19 protein-coding genes are annotated in these 18035 nt (G+C 67.1%); 6 read left to right on the plus strand and 13 right to left on the minus strand.

Annotated features, from left to right (window positions below; all coding sequences use genetic code 11):
- Nucleotides 1-52 precede the first annotated feature (52 nt).
- Nucleotides 53-712 (plus strand): GAP family protein, encoded by a 660-nt coding sequence (locus ACL03I_RS22055; RefSeq protein WP_364424795.1) that lies wholly within the window; start codon nt 53-55, stop codon nt 710-712.
- A 64-nt stretch (nt 713-776) separates the two neighbouring features.
- Here the strand turns inward: ACL03I_RS22055 and ACL03I_RS22060 are convergent, their stop codons facing one another.
- The 11 genes from ACL03I_RS22060 to ACL03I_RS22110 all read right to left on the minus strand — a co-directional run bounded on the left by ACL03I_RS22060 (nt 777) and on the right by ACL03I_RS22110 (nt 10770).
- Nucleotides 777-2060, minus strand: a complete 1284-nt coding sequence (locus ACL03I_RS22060) for an IS701 family transposase (protein WP_412806861.1) — start codon at nt 2058-2060, stop codon at nt 777-779.
- Between the two features lie 188 nt (nt 2061-2248).
- Entirely contained in the window at nt 2249-2950 is a 702-nt protein-coding gene (locus tag ACL03I_RS22065) for a hypothetical protein (RefSeq protein ID WP_364424797.1), read from the minus strand.
- A gap of 285 nt (nt 2951-3235) precedes the next feature.
- A complete protein-coding gene (locus ACL03I_RS22070; RefSeq protein WP_412806862.1) occupies nt 3236-3859 on the minus strand; it encodes a transposase in 624 nt (207 codons plus the stop codon).
- A 636-nt stretch (nt 3860-4495) separates the two neighbouring features.
- Nucleotides 4496-5299, minus strand: coding sequence for a MerR family transcriptional regulator (locus ACL03I_RS22075; RefSeq protein WP_364424799.1), 804 nt, complete (start codon nt 5297-5299; stop codon nt 4496-4498).
- Nucleotides 5292-5735: a VOC family protein gene (locus ACL03I_RS22080; RefSeq protein ID WP_355071242.1), complete on the minus strand. Its 444-nt coding sequence runs from the start codon at nt 5733-5735 to the stop codon at nt 5292-5294. Before ACL03I_RS22080 ends, ACL03I_RS22075 begins: the two co-directional genes overlap by 8 nt.
- 335 nt (nt 5736-6070) lie before the next feature.
- Nucleotides 6071-6469: a PPOX class F420-dependent oxidoreductase gene (locus ACL03I_RS22085; protein ID WP_412806863.1), complete on the minus strand. Its 399-nt coding sequence runs from the start codon at nt 6467-6469 to the stop codon at nt 6071-6073.
- A 105-nt stretch (nt 6470-6574) separates the two neighbouring features.
- A complete protein-coding gene (locus tag ACL03I_RS22090) occupies nt 6575-7051 on the minus strand; it encodes a DUF1772 domain-containing protein (protein ID WP_412806864.1) in 477 nt (158 codons plus the stop codon).
- Nucleotides 7052-7705: 654 nt separating this feature from the next.
- A complete protein-coding gene (locus ACL03I_RS22095) occupies nt 7706-8278 on the minus strand; it encodes a TetR/AcrR family transcriptional regulator (protein ID WP_355071236.1) in 573 nt (190 codons plus the stop codon).
- Between the two features lie 530 nt (nt 8279-8808).
- Complete coding sequence (locus ACL03I_RS22100) at nt 8809-9396, minus strand: hypothetical protein (RefSeq protein WP_412806865.1); 588 nt, start codon at nt 9394-9396, stop codon at nt 8809-8811.
- A gap of 284 nt (nt 9397-9680) precedes the next feature.
- Nucleotides 9681-10286, minus strand: coding sequence for a hypothetical protein (locus tag ACL03I_RS22105; RefSeq protein WP_397276154.1), 606 nt, complete (start codon nt 10284-10286; stop codon nt 9681-9683).
- A gap of 121 nt (nt 10287-10407) precedes the next feature.
- Nucleotides 10408-10770, minus strand: coding sequence for a hypothetical protein (locus ACL03I_RS22110; protein ID WP_355071230.1), 363 nt, complete (start codon nt 10768-10770; stop codon nt 10408-10410).
- Nucleotides 10771-11070: 300 nt separating this feature from the next.
- Here ACL03I_RS22110 and ACL03I_RS22115 point away from each other — a divergent pair, with 300 nt between their 5' ends.
- The 5 genes from ACL03I_RS22115 (at nt 11071) to ACL03I_RS22135 (ending at nt 16670) form a co-directional block, all read left to right on the plus strand.
- A complete protein-coding gene (locus ACL03I_RS22115) occupies nt 11071-12420 on the plus strand; it encodes a hypothetical protein (RefSeq protein ID WP_364424875.1) in 1350 nt (449 codons plus the stop codon).
- The gene (locus ACL03I_RS22120) at nt 12420-13439 is read left to right on the plus strand and encodes a hypothetical protein (protein WP_412806866.1); all 1020 of its coding nucleotides are present in this window, start codon (nt 12420-12422) and stop codon (nt 13437-13439) included. The genes ACL03I_RS22115 and ACL03I_RS22120 overlap by 1 nt, the downstream gene beginning before the upstream one ends.
- Nucleotide 13440: 1 nt before the next feature.
- Entirely contained in the window at nt 13441-14967 is a 1527-nt protein-coding gene (locus tag ACL03I_RS22125) for a tetratricopeptide repeat protein (RefSeq protein ID WP_412806867.1), read from the plus strand.
- Entirely contained in the window at nt 14964-16220 is a 1257-nt protein-coding gene (locus ACL03I_RS22130; RefSeq protein WP_412806868.1) for a CHAT domain-containing protein, read from the plus strand. Before ACL03I_RS22125 ends, ACL03I_RS22130 begins: the two co-directional genes overlap by 4 nt.
- A gap of 219 nt (nt 16221-16439) precedes the next feature.
- On the plus strand, nt 16440-16670 hold the full coding sequence (locus ACL03I_RS22135; protein WP_355071223.1) for a hypothetical protein: 231 nt from the start codon (nt 16440-16442) through the stop codon (nt 16668-16670).
- A gap of 11 nt (nt 16671-16681) precedes the next feature.
- Here the strand turns inward: ACL03I_RS22135 and ACL03I_RS22140 are convergent, their stop codons facing one another.
- Complete coding sequence (locus ACL03I_RS22140) at nt 16682-17086, minus strand: nitroreductase family deazaflavin-dependent oxidoreductase (protein ID WP_356963070.1); 405 nt, start codon at nt 17084-17086, stop codon at nt 16682-16684.
- Nucleotides 17087-17185: 99 nt separating this feature from the next.
- Nucleotides 17186-18025: an alpha/beta fold hydrolase gene (locus tag ACL03I_RS22145; protein WP_355071219.1), complete on the minus strand. Its 840-nt coding sequence runs from the start codon at nt 18023-18025 to the stop codon at nt 17186-17188.
- Between the last annotated feature and the right edge of the window lie 10 nt (nt 18026-18035).

Genomic DNA, 18035 nt, shown 5'->3' on the forward strand with positions numbered 1-18035 from the left:
ACAAAGGTCCGCATCCCCTGAACGGGGCGGTGGCTGCTCTAGGGTTCGGAAGATGGGCGCTGTCCTGGGCGATCTGTTGCCGCTCGCGGTAGGGGTCGCGATCTCACCGATTCCGATCATCGCGGCGATCTTGATGATCCTGTCGGCCCACGCGGGCGGAGCCGGTCGCGGGTTCGCGCTCGGCTGGGTCGTCGGCATCCTCGCGGCGACAACGCTTGTGGCGCTGCTGTCCGGGTCGCTGGGTGGTTCGGCGGATCGGCAACCCTCGACGGCGGGCGCATGGGTCAAGATCGTGCTCGGGATACTGCTCCTGGCGCTGGCCGTGGCACAGTGGCGGTCGCGCACCGACACCGAGGTACCCGGGTGGATGCGCGCGGTCGACCGACTCACCGTCGCCAGGGCCACCGGGCTGGGGATCTTGTTGTCGGCCGTGAACCCGAAGAATCTGCTGCTGTGCCTGTCGGCAGGCGTGATCATCGGCTCCAGCAACACCAGCGTCGGCGGCCAGATCGTCGCCGTCGCCGTCTTCACTCTGCTCGCCGCCTCCAGCGTGCTAGCCGTGATTCTCGGCTACATCCTCGCCGCCGACCGGCTACGCAACCCGCTCGAACGCCTGCGCAATCGGCTCCAGGCCAACAGCCACCTGGTGTTGGCCATCGTGCTGCTCATCATGGGCACCGTCGTCTTCGGCAAAGGTCTGCGCGGCCTCTGACAACCTCGTGTTTCGCGATCAGGTGCCGGTGTTTGCCCAGGCCAGGCGAATGGTGTGAATTTGTTCAGGGGTGGGGTCGCCAGGTAGGTCGGCACCATATTGGGCAGCGATCAGCGTGCGGCGCAGCTTGGCGAGCATGTCGGGATAGCTGGGATGGTGTTTGGTGGTGTACCAGCGCGCCCGGCCGCGGTGCTCGGCGACGACGCCCGGTGAATGCCCGGCGAGGTGATACCAGAGGATCACCAGGGTCTGGGTGAGCATCCCGAAAGGGACGGTGCGCTCCACCGCGAGCCGGGTGCGGTTGCGGGCCTCGTCGGCGCCGGTGACATGCTTCGCGTCGAAGAATGCGACCTCCCACGGACCACCTCATCGAGTACCGCTCGATGAGTTCGGCTGCCGCGGTGGTGGTGTCGGTGGTCAGCAGCGCCAGACCGGATCGGCGAGGTTCGCGCACGACCAGCACCCGCACCGGCTGGGATCGGAACGCGCCGTACCACAGGCAGCGGCGTTCGTGCACGGTCACGGTGGCGGTGCGACCGTAGCGGGTCACCGTGACCTGCTGTCCGGGTGTGGTGGCGGCGAGATCGGCCGGGGTGCCGATACTTTCGCCGCGGGTGCGGGGCCAGCCCCGTCGCCCGCGCATATTCGGCGGGTTGTCCAGGTCGGGATGCACCTCGTAGAGGGCGGCATTGCGGGGCAGCGGCCCGGTCAAGGTCACGTTGACAGGCAGCTGCCGCAGAGTGCTGCACACGTAGGCGCCGTCGGCGACGACGTGGATGCGCCGGTCGGAGCGGGCGGCGGCGATCAGCCGGACCAGGTCGCGGGCGAGGACGGTTTTCGTCGGCCCGCCGGGGCGCCACAACCGGAACAGCACCGGCAACGCGATCGGACGCTCCGCGAACGGCAGCGCCACCACCACCACCGCCGCAACGACGAAAGTCGTGCCTTTGGACAGTTTGGCCTGGCCTTTGGCGACCTGGCGGGAGCCGTCGTAGGCCCACACCGCACCGTGCACCTTCTTGCCGCTGCGCCGGAACAGCATGTCATCGACCGCGATCAACAGCGGCGCACCGGCCGGGGTGAGCCAGCCGACCACCAGCCCCAGCATCACCACACCGACCCGGTCCAGGCTCCAGCGGGCAGAAGCGAAGAACCGATGCGCGCGACTGTGATGCCACGTCCCGCCGAGCCGGGCGGCGGTGAGCATGCCGCACACCGTCCGCCGCGTGGGCGCGGCGATCACCCCGACCGTCAGGGCGACGAACGTGGTGAAGGTGGGGGTGGTGAAACACGGCCGGAACGCATCCAGCAAGGGCCGCAACGACTTCGGTACCGCAGGAATCGACACAAACCGCCGATCATCACCCCACACACCCGCCGCCGATTCCCCGACACGCCGACAAGGTCACCTGCTGTCACACGTCAGCTGCCATTCCGGTCGCTCAGACCTACCTGACTATCCTGAACCATAGTGCTCGGTAATGCCGAGCACGGTTACACCGCAGCCGTGGAAGTGAACGTTCAGCGTGTAATTGGTTATTGCATCATCTGGATGTGTGGGTGCTCATGTGACACCGGGCAGATTCGGATGATCTGGTCGTTGACGTCGGAGACGCAGATCTGGGTCGGCGTGCTCGGCCCGCCTTGGTAAGCGCCCCATGAGATGTTGGCGGCTTGGTCCTCATACGGAATCCAGTGGTGGATGTCGGATCGCCACTCGCGGCTGGCGATCGTCAGTAGCGGCTCGGTCGGGGTGCCGCAGGTGGGGCAAGGATTCGGATAGGGATCTTGCATGCCCCATCTGATAAAGCCGCCGATCTTCCATCCGGGTGCGATACACAAGAAGTTGTAAGGGTGATCGTCGTCTTCGAGACCGCCGAACTCGACTCCGGGAATCTGGGCCATGGTCCACTGGTCCACTCGTTGCCGAAGCTCCCCCTCGAGCTCCCCTGAGTGCGGGTATTCGATCACTTGTTCCGGATCGATCATGCACGAATCGGGCACCAGGTCTTCCTCGTACTCCGCGGGTTCCGGAGGATCCATCAGAACGTCGGTGATCGCCGCTGCCAACCGCCAGAACAGTGCGGTCTTGGGCATACCATCGTCGTCGTGCTCGAAGGGGCACCACAACACTTGCAGCAGGTCCGCCCCCTCGGGCGGAGACAAACCGGGCACGTCACGGACATACAACTGCGCGACCGGCACCATCGCAATCGAACCGTCGGAATCCGGTTCCAAATCGTGGTCCTCAGCGTGGCAGTACGGCCATGGCTCGCTCGCCGGCCACAACAGTGGCCCCCCGATCGAACTGTCGTGCGCCGATGGTGTTCCCGGACTGGGGTGCAACCGAGTCGCGGTGCGGGCCAGTGGCGCCAGCTCAGGAAAGACGGCCACGAGATCGACCGGACGTGGCGGCGTAGTGCGAGTCATACAACAACCTCTGGAGGAACGCGGAAACGTTCGATTTCGATGATGGATGGGACCGGCGCGGTCTCGTCCCGAGGCTAGGGGTCCGGGCCTCGATCAACTTCCCATCATTGGGTATCCGCCAGTGCATGGCCTCGGGGGCATGACATCTCGACATGAACTGACATTGCTGTCGTAATAGCCCCTGCCTGCCGTCGGGTGACGCAGTTGGACCACGGCCATGGTGTGCAGGACGTGGTTGATCTTGCGGTTGCCGGCTCGGGAGAGCCGGTGTCGTTGCTGCTGGCCGGAGGAGGCATCCAAGGGTGCGGTGCCGTTCCAGGAAGCGAACCGGTCCCGGGACACGAAACGGTGGACGTTGTCGGTGTCGGCGAGAATCCGTGCCGCACCGCAGGGTCCGATGCCGTTCAGATCCATCAGAGTCGACCCGCGTGCGAGAACCAGTTGCTTGAGTTCTTTGTCCGCAGCTTTTGTTTTCCGGTCGACGACCTCGAGATCGTCGATCAGCTCGTTCACCAGCCGTAAACGAACCCGGGCCGCGGCATCGCCGGGTTCAACGGTCTCGGCCAGGGCGCGGGCCTGCATGGCCGACAGAAACCTCTTGGCACCTCCGGGCACCAGTTCCAGCAGCAGCCGGTGAATACGGTTCAACAGTTCGGTGCGGGCACGGCCGGGCACGTCGATGACGGTTTCCCCGTCGGCCACGAGCCGGTGCGCCACATGCCGTCCGACACCGTTGCAACCCTCGATCGCCCATACCCGTTGCGGGAATCATTGCGGCGACGAGCATTTCACTGTATCCGGCGGTGTCGGTGCCGTAACGCCCGGTCGCGAGGATCTTCGCGTCGGAGTCGATGATTTCGATGGTGGCCGAGCGTTTGTGCGGGTCAATGCCGATGATGACCGACATCGGTATCCTTCCAGATCGACGGATCGGTATCCGTGCAGGAAGGCACCGCTACTTCGAGCCAGGGCAGACCCCTTTCCAGCCACGCCCGCACGGTAACCCGATGGGACGCAAGCCATTAGCGAGCCACACCGACGACGCTGGTGGGCAGCCGCTTAGAGAGCCTCCCACCGGGTACCTGGGACTGATCCTGGCCGGGATCGAGCCCTACCACCAGTCTTGAGTAGCCGCTTACAGATCGGGTTCTCCTGGTCGTGGCGGGGTGGTCAGCGCTGGAGTGCGGGACTGTAAAGACTCTTTACACGCTGTCCGGCGGGGTTGGCCGCGCGCCCGTAGTTGGTAGCCGAGAACATCGCCGTACGCGTCGAACACCCGTTCGCCCAAAACTGCGAAAGTGAAGTGACAACCCGTGCGATCGTTCATCCGTTTCGGATGACTCCGCCCCCGCTCTACTCCCAGTTCGCGGTGTCCGGGTCGATGTCGTGGGCGCGCGCGCTGGCGTCGATGATTCGACGGAACCACGTGGCAAGGCCTGCGCGGATGCCGTCGTAGTGGGCGGCGAATCCCGGGTCAGCCTCGTACCTGCGGCCGAGACAGACCTGCATCTGCCTGGTGAGTGGAAAGTACGAAGCGAAAACTTCGCGGTGCCGCTCGACGAGCTGATTCGCTTCTGGGCTCCCCGGTGTGACCCCGGCTTCCATCGCATCCCCGAGGGCACGGTCGAGGTCGGCCATGGCGTCGGCGATGGCCTGCCATTCCTCCGGACCGCGAGAGGCTGCGCGTTCGGCGTACTGCTGCCATTGCGTCGTGTCTCCGTAGCGCTGACGGGCTTGGGCGGGCCAGTCCGGCTGCCACTGGGGGCCGAAGATCGCGGCCTGCTGCTCCACGGTCAGCAGCAGGCCGCGCTCGTGGGCGTCGATCATCCGATCCAGTCCGGCGCCGAGTTGCTGGAGCCGGTCGATCCGTTCGGCGATCTGGGTGCGCTGCGCGCGCAATGCGCCGGGCACGTCTGCGGCCGAATCGTCCAAGATGGCCCGGATCCTGTCCAGGCCGAGACCGAGCTCACGGTAGACGACGATGCGGTGCAGGCGTTCCAGATCACCTGCGGTGTAGAGCCGATATCCGGCAACCGTCCGCAGCGACGGGCGCGCCAGACCGATCTCATCCCAGTGGTGTAGCGCGCGGACCGTCACGCCCAGACGCGTCGAGACCTGACCGACAGTCAGGCCATCGGCGTCAGTGGCATCAGGCATGCTCAACATTGTCGCCGCGACCGACACCCGGTGGGGTGATCCCGACGGCCTCGAGATTCCGCGCCTCCTGACTGGCCGGATCGAAGGGCTTCGCCGCAGTGAAAACGATCCGCGCGTTCTCGGGGGTGATCACCTCCACGTCACGGGTGTTCCACGGGGTATCCCGTGGACCGTCGACCGAGTTCGGGCGCAACGCACGACAGTTCTCAACAAGGGAATCGACCTGGCTGAGCACGCACGCGAAACTGAAGCTCACCGCCGGCGCCTGCTCCGGAACGCTCCCCGCCGGGACGAGGAGGACGTCCTGAAAGGCCCACCGGCGCAGATGCACAACTCTGCCGGGAATGCTGAACAGCTCGAAGAACCCGAGCCCACGAATCCAGAAATCCACCGACGCCGCCAAATCGCTCGTGGGGATAGTCACGAACGCGGGCATTCCATAAATGCCACGAAACGGCTCCGGCGGGACCGCGTCCGGGCCGGGAGCGGGCACGGGACTGATCTCGAACGCGTTGTAGTAATCACTCATGCACCCCACCCTCCAGCCTCACGCTGCGTGAGGGTCAAGCCGTCAGGCGGCGCCGCCACCGCGATTGCCTCGGACACACTCGGTTGGTGCGCCGCCGACGGCAAGGGCGCGCCCGACCAGTGGGGAACGAGGCTCTACGGCCCGGATATGGCGTGTTCACGCGATCGTCGCAACACTCCCGATTCGGGAGGTTGCGACGATCGCCCCACTCGCACACCCGCTATGCCGATCGGCACTCCTGACTACTCGGTGCGGCGACTGGTGAAGTCGAAGGGTCCGCCGTCGATGCCCCAGGAGATGACCTGTTCGGGGTGAATTCGGATGATCGCGCGTTCCTGGGGGTGGAACGGTGGCTCCTCGTCATCGAGCGCCTCGGCGGTGCCGCGTACCTCGATGCCGCGAATCACGTATGGCTCCAATGAAACCTGTTGGTCGATGACGAACGAGACCCGGCTGCCTGCCTCGACATTGCGGTACTTTCGACTGGCGCGCATCCGCATGCCCCCGATGTCGATCGTGCCGTCGGCGTTCACCCGATAGCTGGTCGGGTTGTTCTGCACGACGCCGTCGGGCGACACCGTGGCCAGCCGGCCGATCCCGGCCTCGGCGAGGAATTGCTGTTCGTTGATGGTGAAGGTCATGTCGGTTACTCCTTGGTGGATTCGATATCAGATGTGCGCCCGGCGATCAGCTGTGAGTTGTCGGGCGCGGGAAGCGCAAGCTGTTGCCTGCCGCGTGCTCTGAGGTCAGAACAGGATCAGCGCGGCGCACAGTCCGGCAATGGCGACGAACTGCAGGGTGACCCGGTATTTCAGAATGCTGTCCCACTTGTCCTGCAGGGCACGGGCATTGGTCGGGATGATGCCGCTTCGCGCGGCGGCGGTCTGCTGGGAATTGATCGGCTTGGCGATGCGGACGTAGAAGGCCAGCCAGGTGAGCAGTGCCGCCACCGTGATCCCCGCCGCGACAGCGGCGCCGATCTGCCCGGCCCACAACGCGATCAGCAGCGTGAGTACCGCGCTGACCACACCGACCACGCCGACGACCGGCATGCGCCTGTCGCCGTAGTAGTGACCCCATCCCGCACTCATGGTCACGGTCGCGTCGTCGAGCTTGCGGTAGACCGATCGGGTGATCATGGCCACGGAGACATCGGTGCCATAGACGATGGCGTTCGAGACAACGGCGGCGGCGGCGATGATCTGGCCGGTGACGATGAGCATTCTCGGCTCCCTTTCCAAATTCTAGCGTCGTTAGGAACTGGAGCAACGGTAACATTCGCTCGCTATCTTGTCTAGCTTTGCTAGATTTTCGATCGCTACCGCAGGGTCCGGCTCGGATCAGCAAGCCGCACATGCGTGTTCCGACCGAGCGGACACCGTCGCCCGGCAAGCCGGTCACCTGACGCTGACAGGTCTTCGGTCCGCCGGATCCGCCGGTAGGACTGGGGCTCATTACCGTCCCGGCCCTCGTCGACCGAGTTGCGGGCAGCCCGACCGCTTCGGGTTCGGCGATCGACGGCACCCGACAACCCCCACCTCGACGCGGGCGATCCGACCAGCTGCCCGGTGACGCCGCCGCAGCTCGAGCGACGGCATCACTGCCGCACACCGAGGCCACCCGCGCAGACGCACCCCTCTGCCGCATACCGCGCGATGCGATGGGGCGAAAAATGGCCGTTTCCGGCCTGACCTGGATTCGGCGCACCGGAAACAGGAAACCGCGGCTCGCCGAAACCGCGAATCGGTCACAAACCGCGTACGGAACTACGCGACGAAATCAGGGATGTAAGAGTCTCTGGCAGACAAGAGTTCTGGGAGCGCCCGGGCCAGGGCAGAAATGACGACCCAGATCGGTGCGCTCACCACTGCAGAGGTCTACCGGGTCCACTGGTCGATCAACACCGCCACACGGGCGTCCCGCTGAGCCGGTCGCAGACGTCCGCCGCGGTCCAGGGTCGCCAGGCCGTGCAGGGCGCTCCAACCGACCTCGGTGAAAGTCTCCGGATCGTGCTCGCCCGCGAACGGTGAGAAAGCGGCGAACATGACGGCGAACGCGTCCCGCAGCGGCTGCGAGGCATTCTCGCCGAACGCGAGGTTCACCTTCATCAGGAACATCGCGTCGTAGAGCGCGGGCCGCGCGGTCGCGAACTCGAGGTAGGACCGCGCCACCGCCGCCAACGCCGCGCGCGGCTCACCGCCCGCGGACTCCAACGCCGCGCGGCTCCACGCGGCCATCTCCGCGATCCCCTCCTCGGCGACCGCCGTGACGATCTCGTCCTTGCCCGCGAAATGCGAATACAGCACAGGCTGGCTGTATTCGATCCGTTCCGCCAGCCTGCGCACAGTCACCGCGTCCCAGCCCTGCGACTCGGCCAACTCCCGAGCGGTATCGATGATCAGCCGGTGCCGCTCGGCGCGCTCACGTTCTCGTCGCGTCTGGATCCCCATAGCCCGACTGTAGCATTGCTTGACAATCTAGTGCCACTAGATTTGGTGGCAACGGCACAAGGGCGTCACCTGGATTCTCAATACCTCATGCTGCCACGGCGAGTGTGAGGCGGTGGTTCTCGTGGCTGTCCGCGTTCGTCGAGGTGATTGGCGGATAGCCTGCCCCACGCAGGTTGCTACGAGCCCTTCCGTCGTGCACCGCTGGTTGATCGCCTTCCCGGTTGGCCACCAGCAGCGCCTTGTCAAGTTCCGGACGGAGGCGAGCTTGCCGGAAACCTTGTCGAGGAAGATCTGCTCGCACCCGGCCGCGGTGAGCGCGGCGTGCTGGGCCCCGGATGCTGATCGCGGGTGGATACCCGCCCGTAGCCGATTCTCATGCACGGAATGTATTGGTAACCCCCGACAGGTTGACGTTGCCGCGTACACGGGATGCTTTACACATTCAGCATGCGGAAACATGTTGCGGGGCAGCGTGTCTCGTGAACAATCGTGCACGAGACACCTCGGCCGCGCGGCTCTCCAAGAAGAAACTACGGCTGAGCTGGCCGGACTTCGCTTGCCTTGCGGTACTTTCCGTGTCCGCCTTCGCCGATGGACCATGTCACCGGCATGCCCGGGGTAATGAGTTGTTCGTCGCCTTTGTACTCCCACAGGCAGAACCACACGTCGCCGGAGTGGCTGGCAATGAGCCCGTCGGAATGGCGGGGCAGCCACCACCGGACCACACCGTCGAGGTCCGGATCGGGATCCTTCGCTGCCTCGACCTGCCCGAACGGTGTCGAGCCGCCCTGTCCGCACCATCCGTCAAGGGTGGGCAGCAACGGCTGGTCCCCACCCGCAGGGTCGGCGGGCCAGATCTTCCCGCTGCGGGACAGGACGTCGTCGTGGATATGCCAGGCGAGCTCGCATGCCACACCGCTGGGCGTGAACTCGCCGGGGCTGGTGCCGACGAAGACGTTCAGTGCCGGGACGCTGAATTCGATCCACCAGGCCGGTGCAAAAGACATCCGGCGCCGATGCTCGGGGATCGTTTCGTCGATGTGTACCTCGAAGCCGAGAGCCGACTCGATGTCGGCCGCCAGCAGGTCGGCGCCGGCTCTCGAAATCTCCTGATCCACGCCCTTATCTTCCCGCATCTCGGGGGCTGTTCGCCGTGTTGGTCATCGCGGCGGCTCTTGTCGGCCCGCCGCAGCGGCACAACCGGGTACCACGATGCCGATTTCCCCGACGCGGACGACATCGACTACGTCCGCGGTCCCTACATCGCCGGTGACCGGGCCGAGCCAGCCGGATAGCCTGCCGCACGCAGGTTGCTATGAGCCCTTCCGTCGTGCACCGCTGGAGGGCTCGTACAGTACGGCCGGGTCCGCGGGCGACCGGCCGTGTCGAGTCGGCCGCTATCTCACCTGCCCTGGTTGGCGACAAACCCCTGTACGGCATCGAGGAACTCCGGGCCACCCATGGCGTATCCGCCGATGGTTCCACCGATCAGCGCACCGATGGGGATGCTGACTCCCCAGACCAGGATCACGCACGCCCCGAGGAGACCGCCCACGATGGCACCGGCGACGACGCCGGGCAGGTTCTTGTTGATCTGCTCCTTGAGCCGGTCGTAGGAGCTGATGTCCTTCAGCTGCGCGGTATCTTCTGCGGTCGGTGTCGAGGTCAGGGTGCGGCCGTCCGCGCCGATGTGCTGCGCGATCGCGATCGAATGCCCGTCGACGTCGTACTGTTGCGGCACTTCGGTCACTGCCGCTCCGTCGCCGGACTCGAGCACCACCGCACCGTTCTGTGCGATCTCGAACCTGCCGTTCTCGACGGTAGTGGTAACGACGCCGTCGACTGGCGAAACAGTGATCTCGTAGGGGATTCCGTGATCCACACCGGAAGTCGTGTACCCCGCAGTCGGCTGCTCCGTTATGGCCGGTTCCGCATGGGCGGTCGCCGCGGTGATACCCACGGCCGAGACGGCCAGGAAAACGGCAGCGGTGATCTTCTCGAACTTCATTCTTCGAATCCCTCCACTCAGCTGCCCCCGATGGGCGGACCGAGTCAGACCTTAGGCCCCGGATTCAATGGTGTGTGGTAAGCCACACCCAGTTCGAAGTCACACCACTTCGAGACAGAACCTAACCGCGATAAATCTCGACGTAAGCGTTGGTCGCCACCGCCACCACACCGGGACCCATTCCCGTGCATCCCGTGGTGACGCGCTGGCCGCTCGGCGTGAAGGGGTAGCTGAGCGCTTGATAGGAGCCGACACCATACTGCGGGAACGGCCCGCTGGCGTAGAGGCCGAAGCAGTCGACGTGCAAGACGTAGTTGCTTCCTCCGTCGGGTTGGCAAGTCGTCGACGCACCGAAAAGGTCTCGCTCGACGACGCAATCCTGCGGCGCCGCTTGGGCGGTCCCGGAACCGACAATTGCGACGAATGCCAAACCCGAAACACCGGCCGCCGCGACGCGTACAGCGGTAGTCAACACTTTCTTCATAGAATCTCCTCCTGTTCAGGGTTCTCTTCGGCCGTCAGCGGCTGGATGTTACGACTGGCAGATCTGAAACCGACAGTGAGTGTGGACAATTCGGTGTCCGATACGAAACGTCCGTTCCTGGTGGTGACGGCTTACCTCGGAGCCCTTGAAGAGATAAGTGCTCCGCACAGGTAGCAGCGCGACTGCTTGCGGCGCCGGTTCGTGTACGACCGACGCCGAGGAATCCGTCGTGAGGTTGCCGCGAACCCGCCGGGACGAGAGTCGCGGCAATACACTGCACGCATGCGACGACCGCGCGCCATGGTGCTCGATGAGGTGTGGCGCAGGCTCGAGGGTGTCGAACCGCTCAGCGGCCCGCACGGGGGTCCGCTGCGCCGGACGGTGAAGCTCGTGCTCGACCCGTTGGTGATCCGGCCCGTGCAGCATCCGTTGTGCGCGGGGCCGATCCTGACGGCGGATGGCGCGGTGTTGTTGGAGGCGCGCATTCAGGCGGCGGCCGATGTACTGCGTGCGACGGCGGCCTGGTTCACGGTGCTCAAGCAGGTGCGGCGGACGCTGCGGATCACCGAGGGGCACCCGCAGGATCTGTATTTCCAGCGCTGTTTCGAGCTGGCGACCACCTCGGGTATGCCGGATCCGGCGCGGGCGCGCGGAGTCGCGGAGGACGCACTGCGCGAGATCCACGAGTACACCGCCGGACGCACCACGCAAGCGCTGAAGGAATACCTCACCGACCGCGAGCGGGAACGGGAGCTGGCCGGTCTGCTCGAGCTGGCCTGGCGGCGGCGTCCGCTCACCGGCCCGCCGGGCGGTGACCACGACGCGGAGGTGGACGAGCTGCTGGAAGCCTGTGCGGCCGCACGACTCGGTGAGGACGCCGACGGACAGGAGACCCTGGACCGGCTGATCGCCGCCCATGCGGGTACGCACGCGGGGATCCGGCTGTGGCAGGACGCGTCCGCTCAGGAACTCGGGTTGACCACGCATCCGGTGCCGCCTCGCCCCGCGATCGGTTCTTCGGCCTCGAAATCGACCCTCGGTCTCCCGTTCGATCGCACCGTGTACGAGCGGGTGTTCACCGTGCTCCAGGCATCCACCGAGCGCGCGGAGCTGCCGCCGATCCCCGAGCTGGTCGACGCCGAGATCGCGCGGAGTTGTGCACCGTGGGCGCTGCTGGACGAGTCGCTGCGCGTAACAGCGACGGCGGGGACCGCGCTGGCGACCGGTTTGGCGCCCATCGAGCACCGTCGTGAACAGTCGACGGGCCGACCGCGGCTCCGTCTAGCCGAAACAGCGACGGAAACAACGCAATCCACGGCGCATCAGGTGGTGAACAGCCGCTGGCAGCGGGAAGCATACGTGTTGCAGGCGCGGCGGCTGGTGGTGTCCGCCGAGCGGCCCACCGGTCCGCTGGCCGCCATCGCCGCCGAGCTGATCACGCCGTGGCAGCCGTACCTGCGGCGCTTGTGGGTCCGCTTGCACGGCAGAGATGTCCGAGAGTTCGCCGTTTACGATCCGGACGAGCTGTGGGATCTGCTCGACGGTGTGGCGCGTTCGGTGATCCTGGACCATCGCACGCGGGTCAAGCGGGCGCTGAGCGTGCGGGCGAGCGTGGGTGAGCCGGACGCGGCGGAAACGAAGGCGAGCTGATGACGACCGTACGCATCCGCCGCCGCGACGGCCTGTGGATCATCGCGCCGGACGACGCTCCGACCGTCGTGGACGGCGCGGCCGGGGTGGACGTGCTCGTGCTCGAGGTGGCGGGCGGGCATCTGACGTGGAGCCTGCTCAGCGGGCAGACGACCCCGGCGGCGGTGCTCGACGACCTCGACCTCGCACAGGAGTGGATCTGGGCGGTGTACGGCCCAGAGGTGGCCATCGCTCTCGACGAAACGAGCGGTAGTGAAGGGGAATACACGGCCGAGCCCGCACTGCCCGACCTCGCCGCGCATGCCTGGCGGCTCGGCTACGCCCGCTGGGCGGCACGCTGGTGGCCCGCGTCGACTCTGGACGGCATCGCCCCGCTGGACGAAGACCTGCTGGAAGACGAGATAGCCACGCTGAGCGAGGAATGCGATCTGATCGTCGACGGCGCCGACGCGACTCCCGAAGAACGCACGGCCGCACGGGCACTCGGCCGCGCGGAGGATTACGCGCTCGCCGCCGGACCGGCCACCATCGTCGCGCCCGGCGCTCTCGTCCTGGCCAGGGGCAGCGCGGGCTGGGACTGGCATCGCTGCCCGCCGGGCCTGCTCGACGCCTCGGAGCGCGCCGTGTCCTGGGAAGTGGTGCGCGCGGCGGGGACCACGATAGTGCGGGTGAGCGCGGTCGCCGCCCCACTTTCGCCAACGGACCTACCGGCACACCTGCATCCCAGGGCCGGAATTCGCACTCCGGCAGACGCCGCCGACGTGCCGCTGATCCGCGACGGCGAGCTCTGGCGGGCCGAGAGCACGGCCCCGGCCGGAGCGGAAGCGGGCGTGACCGTGCACATCTACGTCCCGGGCGTCGGCGTGGACGAACAGGAGCCGGACGCGGCGACGCGCCGAGCGCGGATTCGCGACCTGGTCACGACGCGGCTGCACCGCGCGGACGAAGCATCCGGCAACTCCGCCGACTCGCTCCTGCTGGCGGAAATCGCCGCTGCCGCGTCGGATTCGGACTTCTGATATGACCGAGGCGACTCCGGACGACGGCCGGGAACTGCTCGCCGCTGGCGCCGCCGCATACACCCGCGGCGACCCCGCCGAGGCGAAACGCCTGTTCGAGGACGCCGCTGAACGAACAACCGGCGATATCCGGCTCGGCGCGATCATCAACGCCGCGAGCATGGCCGACGAACTCGGCGACCACGCCGCCTCGCTCGCCCTCTACCGCTCGGCGTTGGCCGAGATGCCCGAACACGCATCGCGATTGCGCCCGAATGCCCTGGTCAACATGTCGCAAGCGCTCCAGCATCTGGGCGATCTCGACGCGGCGCAAGCGGCGCTGGAGCAAGCACGCGCCTTGCTCGCCGACAACACCGACACCGATCTCGGCGTGCTGCGCGTGGCCTGCCTGCTCTCCCTGACCGCCGTCGCACTGCACCGGCAGAACTGGGCCTACGCCGCCGAGATCGCCACCGAATCACTCGACGCGGCACGGCGTTTCGCGCCGCAACTGGCGGGTCACCCGCTGATGAATCTCGCCGCCACCTACTTCGAGACCGGACGCCGCGACCTGGCCGTCGATTTCACGCGGCAAGCGCTCGCCGCGTTCGAGTCCGCGGGCGACCGCAACGCGGTCGCCGAGACCGAACAGAATCTCGCCACCATGCTCGTCCGCCTCGAGCGGTACGACGAGGCCGAGGCGCCGCTGCGATCCAGTCAGGCCTATTTCGAGCAGGCCGGGCTGGGGTATCGGGCCGGGGTCGGACTCAAGACCATGGGATTTCTCGCCGAGGGCCGCGGCGATCTGGCGGACGCCCAGGATCTCTACGGGCGGAGCCTCTCGTATTTCGTCACGTCTAGCGCCATACTGGATGCCGCCGACCTGCGCATTCGTTCCGCCACCGTGGCGTTCAAGTCCGGGCGGGTCGCAGAGTGCGAGGAATTGCTCGCCGCCGCGTTCGCGGTCTATGCCGAGCGTGGCCTAGGCCTGCACTGCGCCCAGCTCGATTTCTGGCACGCGACGCTCCTGGAAGGCGCGATCGACGCGTCCGAGTCGCCGCCCGCGGAGTTGCTCTGGCGCGCTGTGGGGATCGCCGTTCCCGCCGCCCTGGCCATCGACGCCGTGCGCCACACCTTGCCGAACGGTACGCAGCGCGAGCAGTGGAACCGGCAGATCGCCGACCCCGCGATGCGGCTTGCGTTCCGCTTCGCCTACCTTTCCGGCAACGGTGTCCTCGTCACCGATTTGGTCGAAACACAGTGCGCTGGGACAGCTTTGGCGCTCGATCGCACCGAACGGGCGACTCGCACACGGCTTCCGCTCGATCTGCTCGACCCGCCGGAGGACTTCACCGATCATCCCGGCAACGCCGCCCTGCAACTGGGCGCCGCCTTGGCAGAGGTCGCGGCTGGAGCGGGTCTGCCGGTCGCTCCGCCACCGCGCCTGGCACTTGCCGCGGAAGGCCGAATCGCGCTCGCGCCGTTCATCGCCGCCGCCGAACAGCGCTACGGCCGGGTGATCCGCGACGATCGGGTGCTGACGGTATGACGCGACCGACGGTGCTGGTCCGCATGGCGGACGCGGGAGACATCTACGTGTCGTGGCGATGGGTCGACGACAGCCCGCCTCGCGGCGCGGGAGTGCTCCCGGAGGACGCGGCGATGCGGGCGGTCGGACTGCTCGCCGACGCGCTGCCGCGTCCCGCCGAGCCCGGCGGTCTCGAGCAGGCGCTCACCACCGGCGCGTTCGCCGACTACGAACGGGAATATGCCGTCGCACAGGCGCTTTCGCGAGCACTTTTGCCTTATGGCCTGGCCGCACAGCTCTACGAGCTGTGGCAGCGCGGCGTGCGCCCGCATATCCGGCTGCAACCGTCACCGCGTGTCGCCCAGGTGCCGTGGGAACTCATCGCGCCGGATCGCGACGTCCGGCTGATCGACATCGCCGACGTCAGCCTGCTCGCGCCTGCCGGCGTCGCGCAAGCGCCCGGACGGGTCGCCCGCACCTGGACCGAGACCGCCGCGCGGCCGGTCGTCGCGGTGCTGGATCCGCGCATTCCCGGCTTCCGCGCCGATTCGACGCTCGGCTCGGTGCTGGGCCGGATGACCGCTGAAGCCCCGCTCGCACAACGAATGGCGATGTACACCGCGAACGACCGCTTGCGCCCCGCGGTAGCGAACCCGGTCGAGACCTTCCGGCGCACGGATGTCGATCGCGACTGGCTCGGCTCCGTCCTGCGCGCGGGCGCGAGCCGCTTGCTCTACGTCGGACACGTCACCGCCGCCGCGCCCGGATCGGGCCGCAGTGAGGACGCCGAACTGCATCTCGCCTGCACCGCCGATGCCGTCGGCTTCGCGGAACCGTCCCGCACCCACCGGCCGCTCTCGGCCAAAGACCTCCTGCTCGGAACGCATACCATCGAATCGGAACCTGTTGCCGGACAACGACTGTGGCCGATCCCGAGCCGGGTCGCGCTGATCGCCTGTGAGAGCGGCGGCGACCTGCGGTTCAGCGAAGCGCTCGGCTTGACCGCCGCGATGATCACCGGCGGCGCGGAACTGGTCACCGCCAGCCGGTGGCCGCTGCCCACGGATTTCGCCTTTCAGCGCGTCGCGGGCGCACCGGCGCAGGTCCACCCGCTCCAGGAGACGATCTGCGCCATCGACGAGGCGCACGAGCGACCCGACCCCGTGACCGCCATCGCCGAATGGCAGCGCGACCGTCTCAGCGCATGGCGCGACACCGGCCGGATCGAGCATTCCCCGGTGCTCTGGGCGGCCTTCGCCACCGTGTGCGCCTAACTCGGGCAAACCATCCCGCGCGGTCTCCATATACCGGTCTACGTGCAGCGATGCCGCGGGAAACGCGCGAGAATGGGTAACGCAACTAGTGCGCAAACCGACACTCAGCTTCGAACGTGTGGATAAGCTCGAACGCCGTCACCCATCACGATTCGCGACCAGGAGAACCAGCAACACCAGTTGGATGACCGCCTCGACCGGCCTCTGAGGAGCCCACCAATGCGCTACTACGCCGTCTACGACAACGACGGAAACCTCGCCACCATCCTCGGGCAACCCGACGACGCGCCGCCGCTGCGCCCCGCCGCCTTCCACCGGGGCCAACGGCTCACGGAACTGGCTCTACCGGAAGGGGCCGTTGACCCCACCGACCCCGACAATCTGACCGCCCTGCTCGACCTGGTCGCCGACCGGCGAGTCGACGCGGCCGACACGCGCGCCCGCCGCTAGTCCGGTGCTCGTCACGCCCGCGTGAGGGCGACCACCGGGATGACCCGGGACGTCTGCATCTCGTGTTCGGCGAAGAACGGGTAGGCGTTCTTCAGCATCGCCCAGGTGCGGGCACGGTCGTCGCCGGTCAACGGGGCGGCCAGCGCCGGATAGCTCTCCTCGCCCACTTCGACGGTGACGCGCGGGTTCTCCCGCAGGTTCACGTACCAGTCGGGATGTTTCGGCGCACCGATGTTGGAAGCGACGACGAGCAGGCGGTCGCCGTCGTGGTGGAACATCAGCGGGGTGGTGTACGGGGCGCCGGTTCTGCGGCCGATCGTGGTCAGCAAGATCAGACGGTCGCGTTGCATGCCCTCGATCTCGCCGCCCGCTCGGAACTGGGCGATGGTTCGCCGATTGACTTCCTTGACGTCCACGGTTCACCTCCCTTGCCTGTCGGTGGACGAGACTCAGCTTTCCCTCCGTCCGCACACCGTGTGCGGGGAACGGCGGGATGAACAGCGCCGCCGAGGCATTCACCCGCGATGGGCGAGCAGGTGCTGGATCAGCAGGCGGGTCAGCGCCTCGGGCGCCTCTTCCGGAACCCAGTGCGAGACGTCCTCGAGCATCTCGAATCGGTACGGGCCGGAGACGTACTTTCCGGTCGCCAGCGCCGCGGTGGAGCCGAAGGTCGCGTCCTCGGTGCCCCATACGTACAAGGTGGGAACGCACACCGGGCCGGTCGGACCGGCGAGGTCCATGGCGCGATACCAGTTCAACGCGGCGGTGAGCGCGCCGGGCCGCGACAACCGGCCCACGTAATCCTCGACGCGTTCCTCCGGGATCTTCCACTCGAAGATCCGGCGCAGCGCGGCGGCGTCGTCGGCGAGCAGAGCCCGCTCCGCGGTGCGCGGCTGCCGAAGGGCGATCACATGGTGGGACCGCAACGCTTGATCCTCGTCCTCGGCTATCGCCTGCTGGAGCGCGGAAGGATGCGGATGCGACACCGCGCTGAACGTGCGGACGCGCTCCGGCAGCTCCGCCGCCACTGCCCATCCGACCCGCGCGCCGCAGCCGTGGCCGATCAGGTCGAAGCGCTCCCACCCCAGCGCGTCGGCTATCGCGACCACGTCGCCGACCAGTTCCTCGAGCCGATAGTCGGCGGCTCGCTCCGGCCGCACTCCCGGCGAGTACCCGCGCTGGTCGGGCGCGACGACGCGGCACCCGCCGCCGCCGAGCACGCGGAGCTGGAACTCCCACTCCCGTGCGCCTTGGGGGAACTCGTGCAGCAACAGCACTTCCCGTCCGCCGGGAGCGCCGGCGGCCAGTACGTCGAAGGTTCCCGCCCCGGTACGAATCTCGAGTTCTTCGATCACCCGCCCGACT

Source organism: Nocardia sichangensis (assembly GCF_047200615.1).
Classification (GTDB): domain Bacteria; phylum Actinomycetota; class Actinomycetes; order Mycobacteriales; family Mycobacteriaceae; genus Nocardia; species Nocardia sichangensis.